This is a genomic window from Tunturibacter empetritectus, from assembly GCF_040358985.1.
In the GTDB taxonomy this organism is placed as follows: Bacteria; Acidobacteriota; Terriglobia; order Terriglobales; family Acidobacteriaceae; genus Edaphobacter; species Edaphobacter empetritectus.
Window position 1 is genome coordinate 1,815,962 of sequence record NZ_CP132932.1, and the last position, 12,847, is coordinate 1,828,808.

A 12,847-nucleotide genomic window follows, 5' to 3' on the forward strand; every position below is an offset into this window, starting at 1 on the left:
AGATTTGGCCCCGAATCAGATCCTCATCGGCATCAGGATGTATCTATACTTCACATCCTCATTCGCATCTTCTGGCCTCATCTGGCCGGCGCTCTGTGCATCCTTGAACTCCAGACGCACTTCACCGCTATTGCCGATTGCCTTTAGAAAATCGATAAGATACTGGCTGTTGAATCCCACTACCAGAGGATCGTAGTTATACGGTGTCTCGATCGTATCTTCCGACTCCCCTGCATCCGTGCTCGAAGAAGAGAGCTTCAGCTCATTCTGCTCCAGACGGATCTTAATCGCGCCACTGCGCTCATCCGCGAACTGAGCCACGCGCTGAATTGAACCCATTAGATCCTCTGACCGAACGATCACAAATTTATTGTTATCCCGCGGCAGTACAGCCTCATAGTTAGGGAACTGCCCGGTTAGTTTGCGGCTGGTCAACACACGGCCGCCAACCCTGAAGAACAGCGTCTGATCGTCATCGCCAAACTCAAGCGTCTCGGCCTCCGTCGCCCCAAGCAGCGAAGAGAGCTCACTCAGCGCCTTCCGTGGAATCAGCGTCTTCTTCTCACCCGACACACCATCCAGCGTCTCGCCTAGCTTTTCGATATGCGCCAGCCGATGGCCATCAGTCGCAACCATCGCCATGCTCTCCGCCTTCAGGACAAGCAGAGCACCATTCAGCGTGTAGCGAGACTCTTCGTTCGAGATCGCAAAGATCGTCTTCGACACCATGTTCTTCAACGAAGGCACTGAAATCTTTACCGCGCCGCTGGCCGGAAACTCCGGGACCTGCGGGAAGTTCGCCCGCGCCATCCCCACCATCTTCGTGTTCGACCGCCCTGCCCGAATCTGCACCCAGTGGTTGTCCATCAGCTTGATTGAGATCTCGCCCTCGGGCAGCAGCTTGATGTAGTCGTACAGCTTGCGGGCGGGAATCGTGCAAGCGCCCGCCTTCTTCACCTTGGCCGCGCAGCTCGTCCGCAGGCTCTGATCGAGATCAGTCGCCGTAATGGTCAACCGGTCGCCGCCTTCGCCCTGCGTCGCCTCGAATAGGAAGTTCGACAGGATTGGAATCGTCGTCTTTCGCTCGACCACGCTCTGGGCAGCAGTCAACTCACGCAGCAACTCCGCGCGGGAGACGGTGATCTCGAGGTTGCCGGTTGGGGCTGGCGCTGCGCTCGTCTCGGTCGGCAAAGTCATCTCGGGCTCCTGGGTCGCACTGGTCACTGTTGTCTCTCCGTCTGCGTTGGTGGCTGCTGGCCAAACTGTACACCGAATCGAACCCACGATGCATCTCTGCCGTCCAACGTCTGCTTGATTCTAGGGGTGAAACCGCCTCCAAAGCGACAGATTTCTTTGTGGAAACCAAGGTAGTTGTGTGCGATGCCGAAATCTGCCACAACCTCAACCATCGCTGGCTACTGCCTTTAAGAAACAAGAGAAAAAGAGAGAAATACTAGTAGCAGTAACCGTTGTCGCTTGAAAAGTGGATATCCTTTCCATCAATCTCATAAATAGACGTTTATGCGGCAGTCCTATTTTAGAAAATTGGGCGTACCAAAGAGCACATTCAGGAAGACCGGCCCGCATTTCCGCATCAACCGTCTTCTTATCCCACTTCTTCACAGCCACTGCCCCCGGCTTTTGAGAAGACCCATCCCCAAACGTGGGAATGTTCACCAAACAAAACAGAATGAGGACTTTACCCAAACCACTTTTTTCACAACTCCATCTCACCTGCGAGGATAATTAGTGCCAAAGCTCAAAGGAGTTCACCATGAAGATCGCGCTCTTCGGAGCCAATGGCGCTACCGGAAGACTTCTTACCCAGCGCTGTCTCGCCGCTGGGTACGAGGTCTCCGCACTGCTCCGCACACCCGAAACCTTTCCTATGCGTGACCGGGTGGATGTTATTCAGGGCAGCGCCTTTGACCCCACTCCGATCCGCCAGACCATCGCAGACGCCGATGTAGTCCTGTCAGCCCTTGGGGCAAGCTCCCTCAAGAAGGAAGATGTCCTTGAGCGAGCAGTTCCTCAGATCGTCGCCGCCATGCAGGAGACATCCACTCAGACAAAACCAGTCCGCCGCATCATCGTCCTCGGCTCTGCCGGTGCGCTTCCTACCTCGCTCGACAAGCAACCCGCATGGCGCCGCTGGATCGTTCAGAACATCGTCTACAACACCTTCCTCAAGTGGCCCGTGGCGTCGCAGATCTCGCAGTGGGATACCCTCTCCCATAGCAGCCTCGACTGGACCATGGTGATGCCTCCCATGCTCACCAACACGCCCGGCCATGGAGCCTATCGCGTCGACGGTGAGGCGCTCCCCCCGAATGGCAGCCGCATCTCCCGCGAAGACGTCGCCGACTTCATGATGCAGCAGATTGGCAACCCACAATGGGTCCGCAAAGGTGTGTACATCACGTGGTGACACGCAAGCCGGAACCAGTCACGCTTAGTTGCCACATTTCCAGCCCAAGACCAAAAGAGCAAATGAAGGAGATCTCCAATGATCCCGCAGCTCCAGAAAAAAATCCAAACTCTGATTCTTGTCGCGTCACTCGTTCCCTCTATCTATGCCAACGCACAAGCACCTCAAAAGGATCTCAACGCCAACTTTGTAGGCAAATGGGTCGGACAGCTCGAATACCGCGACTTCCAGAGCAACGCACAGGTCTTCCTCCCAACGTGGCTCATCATCACCGAAACCACCGACCAAAAAGCTCTCCAATTCAACTATGTCTATGACGACGGCCCATCCAAGACGGTCCGCGAACTCATGATCGTCACACTCGACCCCGTCGTCTCAAAGATTACCTTCACTTCCGATCGCGATAAATCGAGCGACACCTATACCCTTCAGGGCCTCGACGACTTCTCAAAGACCGGACGCGGCACGCTCATCCTCAGCGGGCCTGGCAAAGAGAACGACAAACCAGTTGACGTTCGCATTACCCTCACCTTGCGCCGCAACCTCTACACCTACCGCAAAGAGACGCGCCGACAGGGCGAAGACTTCAAGTTCCGCGACGCTTACACCTTCACTCGCGCCGAACCGCCAACATCGCAGTAGGGGTTCTTGCCGAAGTAAAACCCATCGGTCAGAAACTCAGACTGCCAACGATTGCAAGGCTAATTCCGCGCCGTCTCCGCGGACCCCACTACCTTTACCGCATGCGCCAGCCCCGGCCGCTCACTTGTCTTCCCAAAGTTCGTCTGCCGAGACGCCTCAGCATAAAACGCGCGAGCTTCCACCGGCTTCTTATCTTCCTCTGCAGCCATCCCCGCGCTCAGCAGCCCATTCAAACGGTTCGGGCTCAGCTTCAATGCCATCTTGTACTCCACCAGCGCAGCCTCCGGCTTCTTCTCCATCATCAGCAGATCGCCCAGCATCTCCCGCGCCGGAATATCCACCTCTCCCTGCCCCAGCTTGTCCTGCTGGTCTGCGGCCTTGCGCATCGCCGCCACAGCCTCCTCCGGCTTGTCTTCTGCGAACGCCTTCCAGCCCACGATCTCGTTGCGAGCCACCTCGGTTGAGCTGACGTGCGACGCATACGGCGACTTCTTCAGCGCCTCAACGCCTTTGTCAAAGTTCACCAGCGCCGATGCCGCCAGCTTCGAATCCTTAAGATGCCCTGCAGCGACACCCTGGCCCCAGTACGTATCGAACTTCAAGTACTCCTTCGAGCCCGGCGCAGGCGTCGCCACAGCCAACGTCTTCCAGTCATGCATCTCGATCCCGTACACCGCCCGCACCTCGTTATCCAGGCGATTCCCGGCATGCTTCATATCGTCCATCCCGGGCATCGCCTCCATCTTTTGGCCAACTGACCGCATGCTATCGGTTAGCTCCTTCGCCTTCGCGTCCCGCCCCACTTGCAGGTACGCGTAGATCAGGAACTCCTTCGCATGCATCTGGTGAGCTGCTCCCGGCTGTCCTGCGGCCTCAGCCTTCTCCGAAGCCTTCACGGATGCCACATTCGAATCGATATCCTCCTGCCACATCCCCAGCCTCGCAAAGATGTGCCCTGGCATATGCAGCGCATGGGCCGACGCAGGCGCAATCTTCGCATACTCCCGCGCGGCTTGTAGTCCCTCTGGTGCGAGAGCCGGTGTATCGCAGGTATGGATGATGTAGTGCGCCAACCCTGGATGGTCGGGATGGGCCTTGAACAGCGGGATCAGAATTGCCAGAGCCTCATGCTCATGACTTAGCGAGGTATCTGTTGGTGACTTCCCGGCGAGGATCGCTAGTGCGTCAAACGCCGCTCCCTCCACGTCATCCGGATACGCAGTGTGCAGCGCATTCATCTTCGCCTCATACGCGTCTGCCCGTTGCTGAAACGTCGCGTCCTTCCCATTGGCAGGATCGAAGAATGCACTCAAAGCCCCGATATACGCCTGTTCCCGCGCTGTCACTACCGCAGGGGGCGCAGCCAGTTTTCGAGCCTCTGCCATCTCCTCTGCACCCGTCTTCAACGCGGCGGCCTCCGGCTCTCCCCACAACTCCTGGTACTTCGTCATCGCCACGCCCCAGTGAGCGATCGCGCACGCCGGGTCGTCCTTCGAGATCGCACGAAACTGCATCTCTGCCTGGGTGTATCCAAACGAGTGCAGCAGCGCTACGCCGTGCTCCATCGCCCCTTGTGATCGTGCCGCGCACGAGGTCGGAAATGAAACTCGTCCCAGCGTCTGCTCCGCATCGTCGTGATGATGGTGCTCCGCCGGCATATCTGGCATTGATTGGCTATATGCGACACCGGAAGGCATCACGATCGCGCACATCGCTCCGCACAAAGTTCCAAGGAAAAGAAGAGTCTTTCGCATGCTCCACAGCCTATGCCGCTGCACGCGTCTTCGCAACGGCAATCCTGCAACTGCACGCCGTCCTTTGTTTGCGATTCCGCAAAGAATCGGAGGGGTTCGCTATCACTATCGCGCTTGATAGTTATGCTTCACCATCCATTGCGCTTTCAGAGCCTGCACGCTGCATTAACCCTAATCCGCTCAGCCGCAGTAAAGTAACACTGTCCCTCAAAGGAGCTTCCGTGAAGTCAGCGAACCGAATCGCCGCCACCTTCCTATTAGTCTCACTCGCGACCATCGCCGCGCAGGCGCAAACCGCAGCAAACCCGCAGCCATCCACTCCTCCCACGCTGGTCGGCTCCATCGCAACTCGAAGCGACTGGCCCCAGGCAAAACCTGAGGACGTCAAATCTCCTGAAGCGATCCTCAACGCTGTGTACAGCGTCATCTCTGGTCCTAAAGGCCAGGCGCGTGACTGGGACCGTATGCGCTCTCTCTTCATTCCTGATGCGCGCCTTATTCCTGCGGTGATGTCACCCACTACAGGCCGTGCTGATGCGGTTGTTCTAACCATCGATGGCTATATTGCGCGCAGCCAGGGGCGTATGACCGCCAATGGATTCTTTGAGCACTCCATTCACAATGAGATAGAGCAGTTTGGCAATATTGTTCAGATCTGGAGCACTTATGAGTCTCGCCACAACACTGATGACCCAGCTCCTTTTGCTCGTGGGATCAATAGCTTTCAGTTGCTGAAGGATGGGGACCGCTACTGGGTCGTCAATATCTTCTGGGACTCTGAGTCTGCTGCCAATCCGATCCCTGCGAAGTACCTTCCGAAGTAGGTTTTTTTCTGGCGCTGGTAGAAGGGCGTTTTAATTGGGGTTTTTGGGAAAAACAGTGTGTTTGGTGTGGTGTTTTGGTGGTGAGAACGTGGTGGTTTGCGTGGTAGACGTGGTGAGTTAGCAGCGTGTTTTCTGGCTGCTAACAATGCGCCACGTTTTTGGACTTTATTTTTCGGGCACTGTCCTGCCGGACGGGCCCACTACGCGTGGGGCGGTCACTTCGTGACTGGTATACCCCTTCGGTTGGCGCTCCCGTTGGTCGCGAGGGTAGATCGTGCCGACCAGCGGGAGGACCCCTGCTGATGATCCTGCCGAGACCGGTATACACGTCACGAAGTGACCGCCCCACGCGCAGGAGGCCCGTCCGGCAGGACGTTGGGGTTCAGGGGAGTTAGCTCAGCGTCTCCATCAGCTTGTTGATCGTACGATTCAGGTCCTTGTCGGCGCGGCGCTGCTCGTCGATCTTCGAGATCGAGTGCATCACCGTGGTGTGGTGCTTGCCGCCGAACTGCCGCCCAATCTCAGGCAGGGAAGCCTCCGTCAACTGTTTGGCCAGGAACATGGCAATCTGCCGCGGCACCACAATCTGCCGGGAGTTGTTCTTCTGCTTCAACTCCGCAACGCGCATGCCAAACTGCTCCGCCACGGTGCGCTGAATGGTCTCAATCGTGATCTTGCGAACCTGAGTGTCGATGAACTGCTTCAGACATTGCTGGGTGACGGCAAGCGTGATCTCTACGCCATGCATGCTGCACCAGGCGATGAGCCTCACCAACGCGCCCTCAAGCTCACGCACATTGGTCCGCACGTTCGAGGCGATAAACATGGCTACGTCAGTAGGGAGTTGGGTCTGCTCGCTCTCGGCCTTCTTCTGCAGGATCGCGACCTTGGTTTCGAGATCGGGCGGCTGAATGTCGGCGATCAAACCCCACTCGAAGCGCGAGCGCAGACGATCTTCAAAGTCGGCCAACTCTTTCGGCGGGCGGTCGCTGGCGATGACGATCTGCTTCATGCTCTCGTGCAGCGTGTTGAAGGTGTGGAAGAACTCCTCCTGGGTGCGCTCCTTGCCGGCGAGAAACTGGATGTCGTCGATTAGCAGAACGTCGACGTTGCGGAACTTATCGCGGAAGCCGGTCATCTTGTCGTAGCGGACCGAGTTGATCATCTCGTTGGTGAACTTTTCGCCGCTGACGTAGCTGATGGAGGCGTGCGGCTGCCTACGCTTTACGTCATGTCCGATGGCATGCATCAGGTGGGTCTTGCCCATGCCGACGCCGCCGTAGAGGAAGAGGGGGTTGTAGGCCTTGGAGGGTCGTTCCGCGACGGCCTGGGCTGCTGCTGTGGCGAACTGATTGCCGCTGCCGATGACGAAGGCGTCGAACTGATAGCGCGGGTTGAGCTGCGAGGCTGCACTCCAGTCGAATCGAGCCTGCTCCGGCGCTGGCCCTGAGACTGAGTTAGTCGATGAGCCTGATGCGCCGAGGCGCTGCCTGGGTGCGCTCTGGCTGTGACTTGGAACGGGAGCGAAGCCGCCATCTTCTCGCACCTTGGGCGCGCGGGGGTCCTGCTCGGGCGTGGTGAAGGCGACCGACTCTACGTCGAGTCCCAGATTGTCGATAGCCTCCTGGATGAGGTCGGCGTACCGGTCGCCGATGTGCTGGAAGTCCGTGGAGGGAATTCGCACGAAGAGCTTTTTGCCCTCGAGATGTGAGAACCGTGTCGGCTTGAGCCAGGTCTCGTAAGACTGGCGGTTGATCTTCTTCTCAAGAGCAGCCAGGATACGAACCCAATAATTCAGTACGGCGGTAGCCGTCGGAACGAATGACATTCTTTAGTTTCCTTGTCTAGTTTCCTGTTCCAAACCAGACCGTGGCACTTTTACAGTCGTGCAGTGTCGCACGATAATCAGCAAACAGAAGTCCGTTCCTGCCTGGGAGGACAGGAGAAGACAGCCCCGAGTTGCCAGAATTCTCTTCGTTGGGAGCCCATTTGAGACCAAGCTGCGAAGAGGAGTGGTGCATGGTGAACCAGAGTGCGGAACGGCTGGACTTGCAGAAAATCGTGTTGCGAATCGGGTTCGATAGTAGCACGGAAAAGAAGGCCTTTTTCATGGTGTTCTACCAAAAAAAAAAGTTGCACCATAAGCAGTGAAGAAAGGAAATGGAACGTCTCTAAAGCCACATTTTTTTGTTGAATGCGGGCCTTTCTCCGATATCGCTGCGCCGGTTCTTGTGGTACAGGCGCGCGATGGACAGAGCTCTGCAGTTCTGTTTTTTTTCGCGATGCATGGCCACGAAATAAATGCTATCGCAGCTTTGCGGTGGACGGTCTCTCTACCGGACTCGCTGCTGGAAGATGTGCTGCAACTATCGTAGTACGTCTAATGCGATCTTCTTTGACTCAGGCGTTTCGATGCGATCTTGGGAGAGAGTCATTTATTCTTTTTTTATGACGGTAGACCTTGCGTGGTATTCGATACGCACCGCGAGCATGGCCGATGCAGAGACGATGGCGCGTCATAGAGCTCTGATGTTTCAGGATATGGGTTCGGCGCCGAACGCAGAGGCGGAGACGGAGCACCTCTTTGCCGCAAGTGCGCCCTGGTTCAGAAGTTTGCTTGCGAGGGGAGAGTATGCCGGTTGGTTCGTGGTCTGGCGAGGCGAGACGGGCGGCGAAGATGAAGAAGGCGACGAGATCGTCGCGGGAGGCGGTATCCATCTGCGGGAGATGGGGCCGGTTCCAGGTTGTTGTCGTGTAGGGCGCTCGGGGCATATCGCGAACATCTACACCGTGCCGGCCCATCGCCGACGGGGACTGGCTCGTCTGCTTATGGAGACGATGCTGGAGTGGTCCGAGAGTATTGGGCTGGATCAGGTGACCTTGAGTGCGTCGAGTGATGGCCGGCCGCTTTATAGCTCTCTTGGTTTTAGGGCTACCCCGGAGATGATGTTGCCGGTAAGGCGTACCTGCGCCGATTGATCTTGCTGCGCCAATGCCATTAGCATACCAACAGGCAAGGAGGTCCTATGGCCCAGCAAACTCCATTGCACTTCGTCTTCTACATCGCTGCACCTCCCGATAAAGTCTGGGAGGGCTTTGTCTCCTTCGAATCCAACCGCATCCTCTTTATGGCTGAACTCGAAGCCGAGCTAAAGCCTGGCGGTTCGATGAACTGGGTCGGCCCCGGGGCCGACGGCAAGCGCAGCATCTACGTTCGCGGGGAGGTGCTCCAGGCTGAGCCGCCAAAGCTATTGCAATACACCTTCGCCCTTGGCTCTTCCAGCAAGGTCTCCCGGGTTACAGTAGAGCTCGTGCCAGAGAGTGAGGCCACAAGGGCTTCCGTCACACATGACCAGTGGGCGGAAGACGATACCGGTTACGCCTCCAGTGCGGATGGCTGGCCCCGCATCCTCTCCCGCCTAAAAACACTGATCGAAACAGGCAAAACGTTTAGGCCGCATTGATGCAGCCCTGCTCGTTGCCGACGGCCGCAGTATGCCGGGTAGATTGTTGCCTATCTCGCTGCTCTCCAGCCGATATGGGCTGTAAAAATCCGGTCCGATCGGGTATACTCAGAGATTGTTGCAACAGCCTAAAAGTTTGAGCAGGTGTTCTACCTGCGCAGGAGTTTTTTGTCATGCCGAAGCGTACCTTTCAACCCAACCGCCGCCACCGCGCCAAGACGCACGGCTTTCTTTCCCGCATGAAGACTAAGGCGGGAGCCGCTGTGCTCAGCCGTCGCCGCGCCAAGGGCCGTCACAAGATCGCCGTCAGCGCCGGTTTCCGCGACTAGTCCAGTTGCTGGTGCCAGGCTGGTCTGGCTAAGAGCTAGCTAGACACGAAAAAATTCATAAGAAGTTTCTATGGTTTTACAGACCGTCGAGGGAGCCATTGCGCTTCATTCGATGGTCTGTGTCTTTTTTAACCACTGCCTTGTCCGCGATTATCAGGGCCATCGCTCAGATTCAAAACGGGTTTTTGGCGGGGAGAGTTTTTGGTGCCTAACTCCACCTCTGCCAGTGGATGAAGCTTTCTCTGGAAGAGTATTTTTGGGGCAACCATCCACCTGCAGCTGGTCTCCTATTGAGGGTCGGCAACGTTGAGTTAGTGGTCGACGGCCGGCAAAGGAGATGATCGTATGGCACAGAATATGAATCCGCCAAACCAGGGAAACCAAGGCAGCAACAATCCTTCGCAGGGCAACAACCAGGGGAATACGACGACGAAGAAACCGGGGCAGGAGACTACCGTAAAGAGCGGCGAGCACACCCCGAGTGATAAGAAATAATTAGCGTCTGTGGAGGGACGCATAGCGTGGGGGACGTATAGGTGTTCTCCCATTAAGAAGTCGACCCGAGAAGCCCGCCTCGAAGGCGGGCTTCTTTACGTGCGTGATGCGACTTTGCGTGAAGCGATCAGGGAAGCCTGTACCATGGAAAGAGTGGCAAGCCGGGCTTGCCTCGTACGCCAATGGATGCGAAGCCAAATTCGATCTTTCGCCTGCGCAAACATGCTGACTATCAGCGCGTGTATAAGGCCAGCCGCAAACAGTTTGCGAAGCAGATGAGCTACTTCTTTGCGCTTCGGCCGCAGCTGGGGTCTGACGGAACTCCGCTGCGGGATGCGGATGCGTCAAGCCCGAGGGTGGGTTTGACGGTGGGGAAGGTGATGGGGAAGGCGGTTGACCGCAACCGCATCAAGCGGCGCATGCGTGAGGCGGTCCGGAGAAATCTTGCGACGCTCAACACGCCGGTGGATGTGATTCTGCATCCGCGCCGCAGTGTGATCGATCTCGACTTTCCGGCGCTGGAGCGCGAAGTTGCGACGGTGTTTCGGATGATTCAGAAGATGGCCGATCGGAGACCTGCAAGTGAGCCTGCAGGTCAGCCCGGCCGTCAGCGTGAGGATCGCTCCGACAAGCGGATCTCAGCTGCATCGCGATAGTTCTATGAATAACTCTGAACGTGGTCTCGCGAAAGCTGCTCAGAGGGAGTCCAGTGCTATGGAGCCCGGTGTGGGTGTTCGCGTGGCCTATGGGATTTACAAGGGCATCGTGTCGCCGGTGCTGCATGCCTTCAGCCCCAGCCAGTGTCTCTACCTTCCGACGTGCTCGGAGTATGCGTATGTGGCGCTGGTTCGCTTCGGTGTGGTGAAGGGAACGTGGCTGGCGCTGCGTCGCGTGGGGAGGTGCCATCCGTTTGCGAAGGGCGGGCTGGATCCGGTTCCGCTGCGAAGCTCCGATACCATGGCCGCCCCTATTTCCACAGACCATTTATCATAACGGTAGCGTCTCCGCAGTCTGCGGAGGCGGCCTTACGTTCAGCAAAGAATAGGAAGTCTCTTTTGGCAGAGTTTAAAAACCCAAATCAACAGGGCGGCGGCGACAATAAATCGCTCCTGGTCATGATGGCCGTTCTGGTCACCGTCTTCTTTGGCCTGCAGTACTTTCGCGCGAAGAATAACCCGCAGACGAGTTCGCCTAACGCTGGGCAGAGCGCTGCAGCGATTGCCGGCGCTCAGACGCCAGGGCAGGCTCCGGCTACGGTGGTTGCGACGAGTACACCTTCGGCTGCGGCTGCTCCTACGGGCTCGGTGGCTACGGTGCAGGCTCCTGCTGAGGCGACTACGACGGTCGAGAATGAACTCTACAGCATTACGTTCACCAATCGCGGCGGACAGGTTTCGAGCTGGATTCTGAAGAAGTACAAAGACTCGGACGGCAAGCCGCTGAACCTGGTTCATACGCAGGCAGCGCAGCAGTTCGGCTATCCGCTGTCGCTGTATACCTACGATGCGGCGTTGACGGCGAATCTAAGCAAAGCGCTGTATGTGCCGTCGGCTACGGGGCCGCTCGCTGCTCCGGCGAGCCTGACGTTTAAATATTCCGATGGCGCAACGACGGTGCGTAAGACGTTCTCCTTCGACGAGACGTATGTTCTGCACGCTGATGTCGAGGTGACGCGGGGTGGCGTTCCGGTTCGCGCACTGCTGAATTGGCCGGGGGGCTTTGGGGATCAGGATAATGCATCGGCGTATGCGGGTGCGCAGCTGGATTACGCACAACATGCCAAGGAGCAACACCTGGCGCCGAAGAAGGTCTCGGGGGGCGACACGCTGAATGGGCCGCTTGACTGGGCGGGCACCAGCGATACTTACTTTGCTGCGATCTTCCTGCCGGATTCGCCGGACACCGCGACGGTGGCGATGCTGCATAACCAGCTGGATGTGGCGAAGACGATCCGGCGCACTGGTCTTGGGGCTGGCGCGCCTGCGAAGGGAGCGATTGAGGTGCCGGTTCTGGGCGCGGCACTGGGCGATACCAGCGGCCACACGCAGACCCGCGTTTATGTTGGCCCCAAGGCGGTGAATATTCTGCGCGGCATTCATGCTACCGGCGATACGATTTCGCTTGAGCCGCTGCTGGACTTTGGGTTCTTCGGGCCGATAGGGAAGTATCTGTTCCTCTCGCTGCAGTTTATCCACGCTCACATTACGTCAAACTGGGGCTGGGCGATTGTTCTTCTGACGGTGCTGATCAATCTGCTGATTCTTCCGCTGCGCGTGAAGACAATGCAGAGCGGGCTGAAGATGCAGCGCATTCAACCGCAGATGGATGCCATCAAGGAGCGCTACAAGAAGTACAAGGCGACCGATCCGAAGCGCAACGAGATGAACGTCGAGATCATGAAGCTGCAGAAGGATAACGGCGTCAACATGTTTGGCGGCTGCATTCCTACGCTGATCCAGATGCCTCTGCTGTTCGCATTCTTCAGCATGCTGCCCAAGGTGGTTGAGCTACGCCAGGCGCACTGGTTCTGGCTGCCGGATCTCTCGAGCGCCGACCCGTATCACATTCTGCCGATCGTGATGATCGTGAGCCAGTTCCTGGTGCAGTTTTATACGCCGTCTCCCGGGGTCGATCCCCAGCAGCAGAAGATGATGGCGTTCATGATGCCGGCGGTCTCCGGTTATATGACCTGGAACTATGCCTCGGGCCTGGCTCTCTACTGGACCATCGGCAACCTGATCAGCATCGTGCAGCAGTCGGTGATGAACCGCACCAGCCTTGGGCGCGAGATGCGGGAGATCGCAGCCAAACGGGCTCGCCGCAAGGCAGGAGCGCCTACGACCATCTCGGGAAAACGATAGAGCAACGTTGCCGAGCTGGGAGCGATTCGAGCCGTATACTAGTTTGAGAA

General features: G+C 57.4%; 14 protein-coding genes. 10 read left to right on the plus strand and 4 right to left on the minus strand.

Annotated elements, in window-relative coordinates:
- Positions 1-15: 15 nt before the first annotated feature.
- Both dnaN and RBB75_RS07655 read right to left on the minus strand, forming a co-directional pair.
- The gene (dnaN, locus tag RBB75_RS07650; RefSeq protein ID WP_179640279.1) at positions 16-1,197 is read right to left on the minus strand and encodes a DNA polymerase III subunit beta; all 1,182 of its coding nucleotides are present in this window, start codon (positions 1,195-1,197) and stop codon (positions 16-18) included.
- Between the two features lie 204 nt (positions 1,198-1,401).
- Positions 1,402-1,707: a hypothetical protein gene (locus tag RBB75_RS07655; protein ID WP_353070065.1), complete on the minus strand. Its 306-nt coding sequence runs from the start codon at positions 1,705-1,707 to the stop codon at positions 1,402-1,404.
- A gap of 67 nt (positions 1,708-1,774) precedes the next feature.
- Here RBB75_RS07655 and RBB75_RS07660 point away from each other — a divergent pair, with 67 nt between their 5' ends.
- Positions 1,775-2,428, plus strand: a complete 654-nt coding sequence (locus tag RBB75_RS07660) for an NAD(P)-dependent oxidoreductase (RefSeq protein ID WP_353070066.1) — start codon at positions 1,775-1,777, stop codon at positions 2,426-2,428.
- Positions 2,429-2,506: 78 nt separating this feature from the next.
- Positions 2,507-3,070 (plus strand): hypothetical protein, encoded by a 564-nt coding sequence (locus RBB75_RS07665; RefSeq protein ID WP_353070067.1) that lies wholly within the window; start codon positions 2,507-2,509, stop codon positions 3,068-3,070.
- Positions 3,071-3,129: 59 nt separating this feature from the next.
- Here RBB75_RS07665 and RBB75_RS07670 read toward each other — a convergent pair whose 3' ends face one another.
- Positions 3,130-4,737: a tetratricopeptide repeat protein gene (locus RBB75_RS07670; protein WP_353070068.1), complete on the minus strand. Its 1,608-nt coding sequence runs from the start codon at positions 4,735-4,737 to the stop codon at positions 3,130-3,132.
- Between the two features lie 308 nt (positions 4,738-5,045).
- Between RBB75_RS07670 and RBB75_RS07675 the strand changes: the two genes are divergently transcribed.
- Positions 5,046-5,648 carry a hypothetical protein gene (locus RBB75_RS07675; RefSeq protein ID WP_353070069.1) on the plus strand — a complete coding sequence of 201 codons (603 nt, stop codon included), beginning with the start codon at positions 5,046-5,048 and terminating at the stop codon, positions 5,646-5,648.
- Between the two features lie 391 nt (positions 5,649-6,039).
- Here RBB75_RS07675 and dnaA read toward each other — a convergent pair whose 3' ends face one another.
- A complete protein-coding gene (gene dnaA, locus RBB75_RS07680; RefSeq protein WP_353070070.1) occupies positions 6,040-7,476 on the minus strand; it encodes a chromosomal replication initiator protein DnaA in 1,437 nt (478 codons plus the stop codon).
- Positions 7,477-8,096: 620 nt separating this feature from the next.
- Between dnaA and RBB75_RS07685 the strand changes: the two genes are divergently transcribed.
- The 7 genes from RBB75_RS07685 to yidC all read left to right on the plus strand — a co-directional run bounded on the left by RBB75_RS07685 (position 8,097) and on the right by yidC (position 12,797).
- Positions 8,097-8,627 (plus strand): GNAT family N-acetyltransferase, encoded by a 531-nt coding sequence (locus RBB75_RS07685; protein ID WP_353070071.1) that lies wholly within the window; start codon positions 8,097-8,099, stop codon positions 8,625-8,627.
- A 47-nt stretch (positions 8,628-8,674) separates the two neighbouring features.
- Complete coding sequence (locus tag RBB75_RS07690; RefSeq protein ID WP_353070072.1) at positions 8,675-9,112, plus strand: SRPBCC domain-containing protein; 438 nt, start codon at positions 8,675-8,677, stop codon at positions 9,110-9,112.
- 173 nt (positions 9,113-9,285) lie between these two features.
- Positions 9,286-9,441 (plus strand): 50S ribosomal protein L34, encoded by a 156-nt coding sequence (rpmH, locus tag RBB75_RS07695; RefSeq protein WP_123490004.1) that lies wholly within the window; start codon positions 9,286-9,288, stop codon positions 9,439-9,441.
- 345 nt (positions 9,442-9,786) lie between these two features.
- Positions 9,787-9,936, plus strand: coding sequence for a hypothetical protein (locus tag RBB75_RS07700; RefSeq protein ID WP_353070073.1), 150 nt, complete (start codon positions 9,787-9,789; stop codon positions 9,934-9,936).
- Positions 9,937-10,103: 167 nt separating this feature from the next.
- Positions 10,104-10,592: a ribonuclease P protein component gene (gene rnpA / locus RBB75_RS07705; protein ID WP_353070074.1), complete on the plus strand. Its 489-nt coding sequence runs from the start codon at positions 10,104-10,106 to the stop codon at positions 10,590-10,592.
- Between the two features lie 4 nt (positions 10,593-10,596).
- Positions 10,597-10,929, plus strand: a complete 333-nt coding sequence (gene yidD, locus RBB75_RS07710) for a membrane protein insertion efficiency factor YidD (protein ID WP_353070075.1) — start codon at positions 10,597-10,599, stop codon at positions 10,927-10,929.
- A 62-nt stretch (positions 10,930-10,991) separates the two neighbouring features.
- A complete protein-coding gene (yidC, locus tag RBB75_RS07715) occupies positions 10,992-12,797 on the plus strand; it encodes a membrane protein insertase YidC (RefSeq protein WP_353070076.1) in 1,806 nt (601 codons plus the stop codon).
- The last annotated feature ends 50 nt before the right edge of the window (positions 12,798-12,847 follow it).

Coding starts and splice junctions, on each gene's coding strand:
- RBB75_RS07700 (WP_353070073.1), top strand. CDS start 9,787: ATGGCACAGAATATGAATCCGCCAAACCAGGGAAACCAAGGCAGCAAC.
- yidD (WP_353070075.1), top strand. CDS start 10,597: ATGAATAACTCTGAACGTGGTCTCGCGAAAGCTGCTCAGAGGGAGTCC.
- dnaN (WP_179640279.1), bottom strand. CDS start 1,197: ATGACTTTGCCGACCGAGACGAGCGCAGCGCCAGCCCCAACCGGCAAC.
- RBB75_RS07660 (WP_353070066.1), top strand. CDS start 1,775: ATGAAGATCGCGCTCTTCGGAGCCAATGGCGCTACCGGAAGACTTCTT.
- RBB75_RS07670 (WP_353070068.1), bottom strand. CDS start 4,737: ATGCCAGATATGCCGGCGGAGCACCATCATCACGACGATGCGGAGCAG.
- dnaA (WP_353070070.1), bottom strand. CDS start 7,476: ATGTCATTCGTTCCGACGGCTACCGCCGTACTGAATTATTGGGTTCGT.
- RBB75_RS07690 (WP_353070072.1), top strand. CDS start 8,675: ATGGCCCAGCAAACTCCATTGCACTTCGTCTTCTACATCGCTGCACCT.
- rpmH (WP_123490004.1), top strand. CDS start 9,286: ATGCCGAAGCGTACCTTTCAACCCAACCGCCGCCACCGCGCCAAGACG.
- RBB75_RS07685 (WP_353070071.1), top strand. CDS start 8,097: ATGACGGTAGACCTTGCGTGGTATTCGATACGCACCGCGAGCATGGCC.
- RBB75_RS07665 (WP_353070067.1), top strand. CDS start 2,507: ATGATCCCGCAGCTCCAGAAAAAAATCCAAACTCTGATTCTTGTCGCG.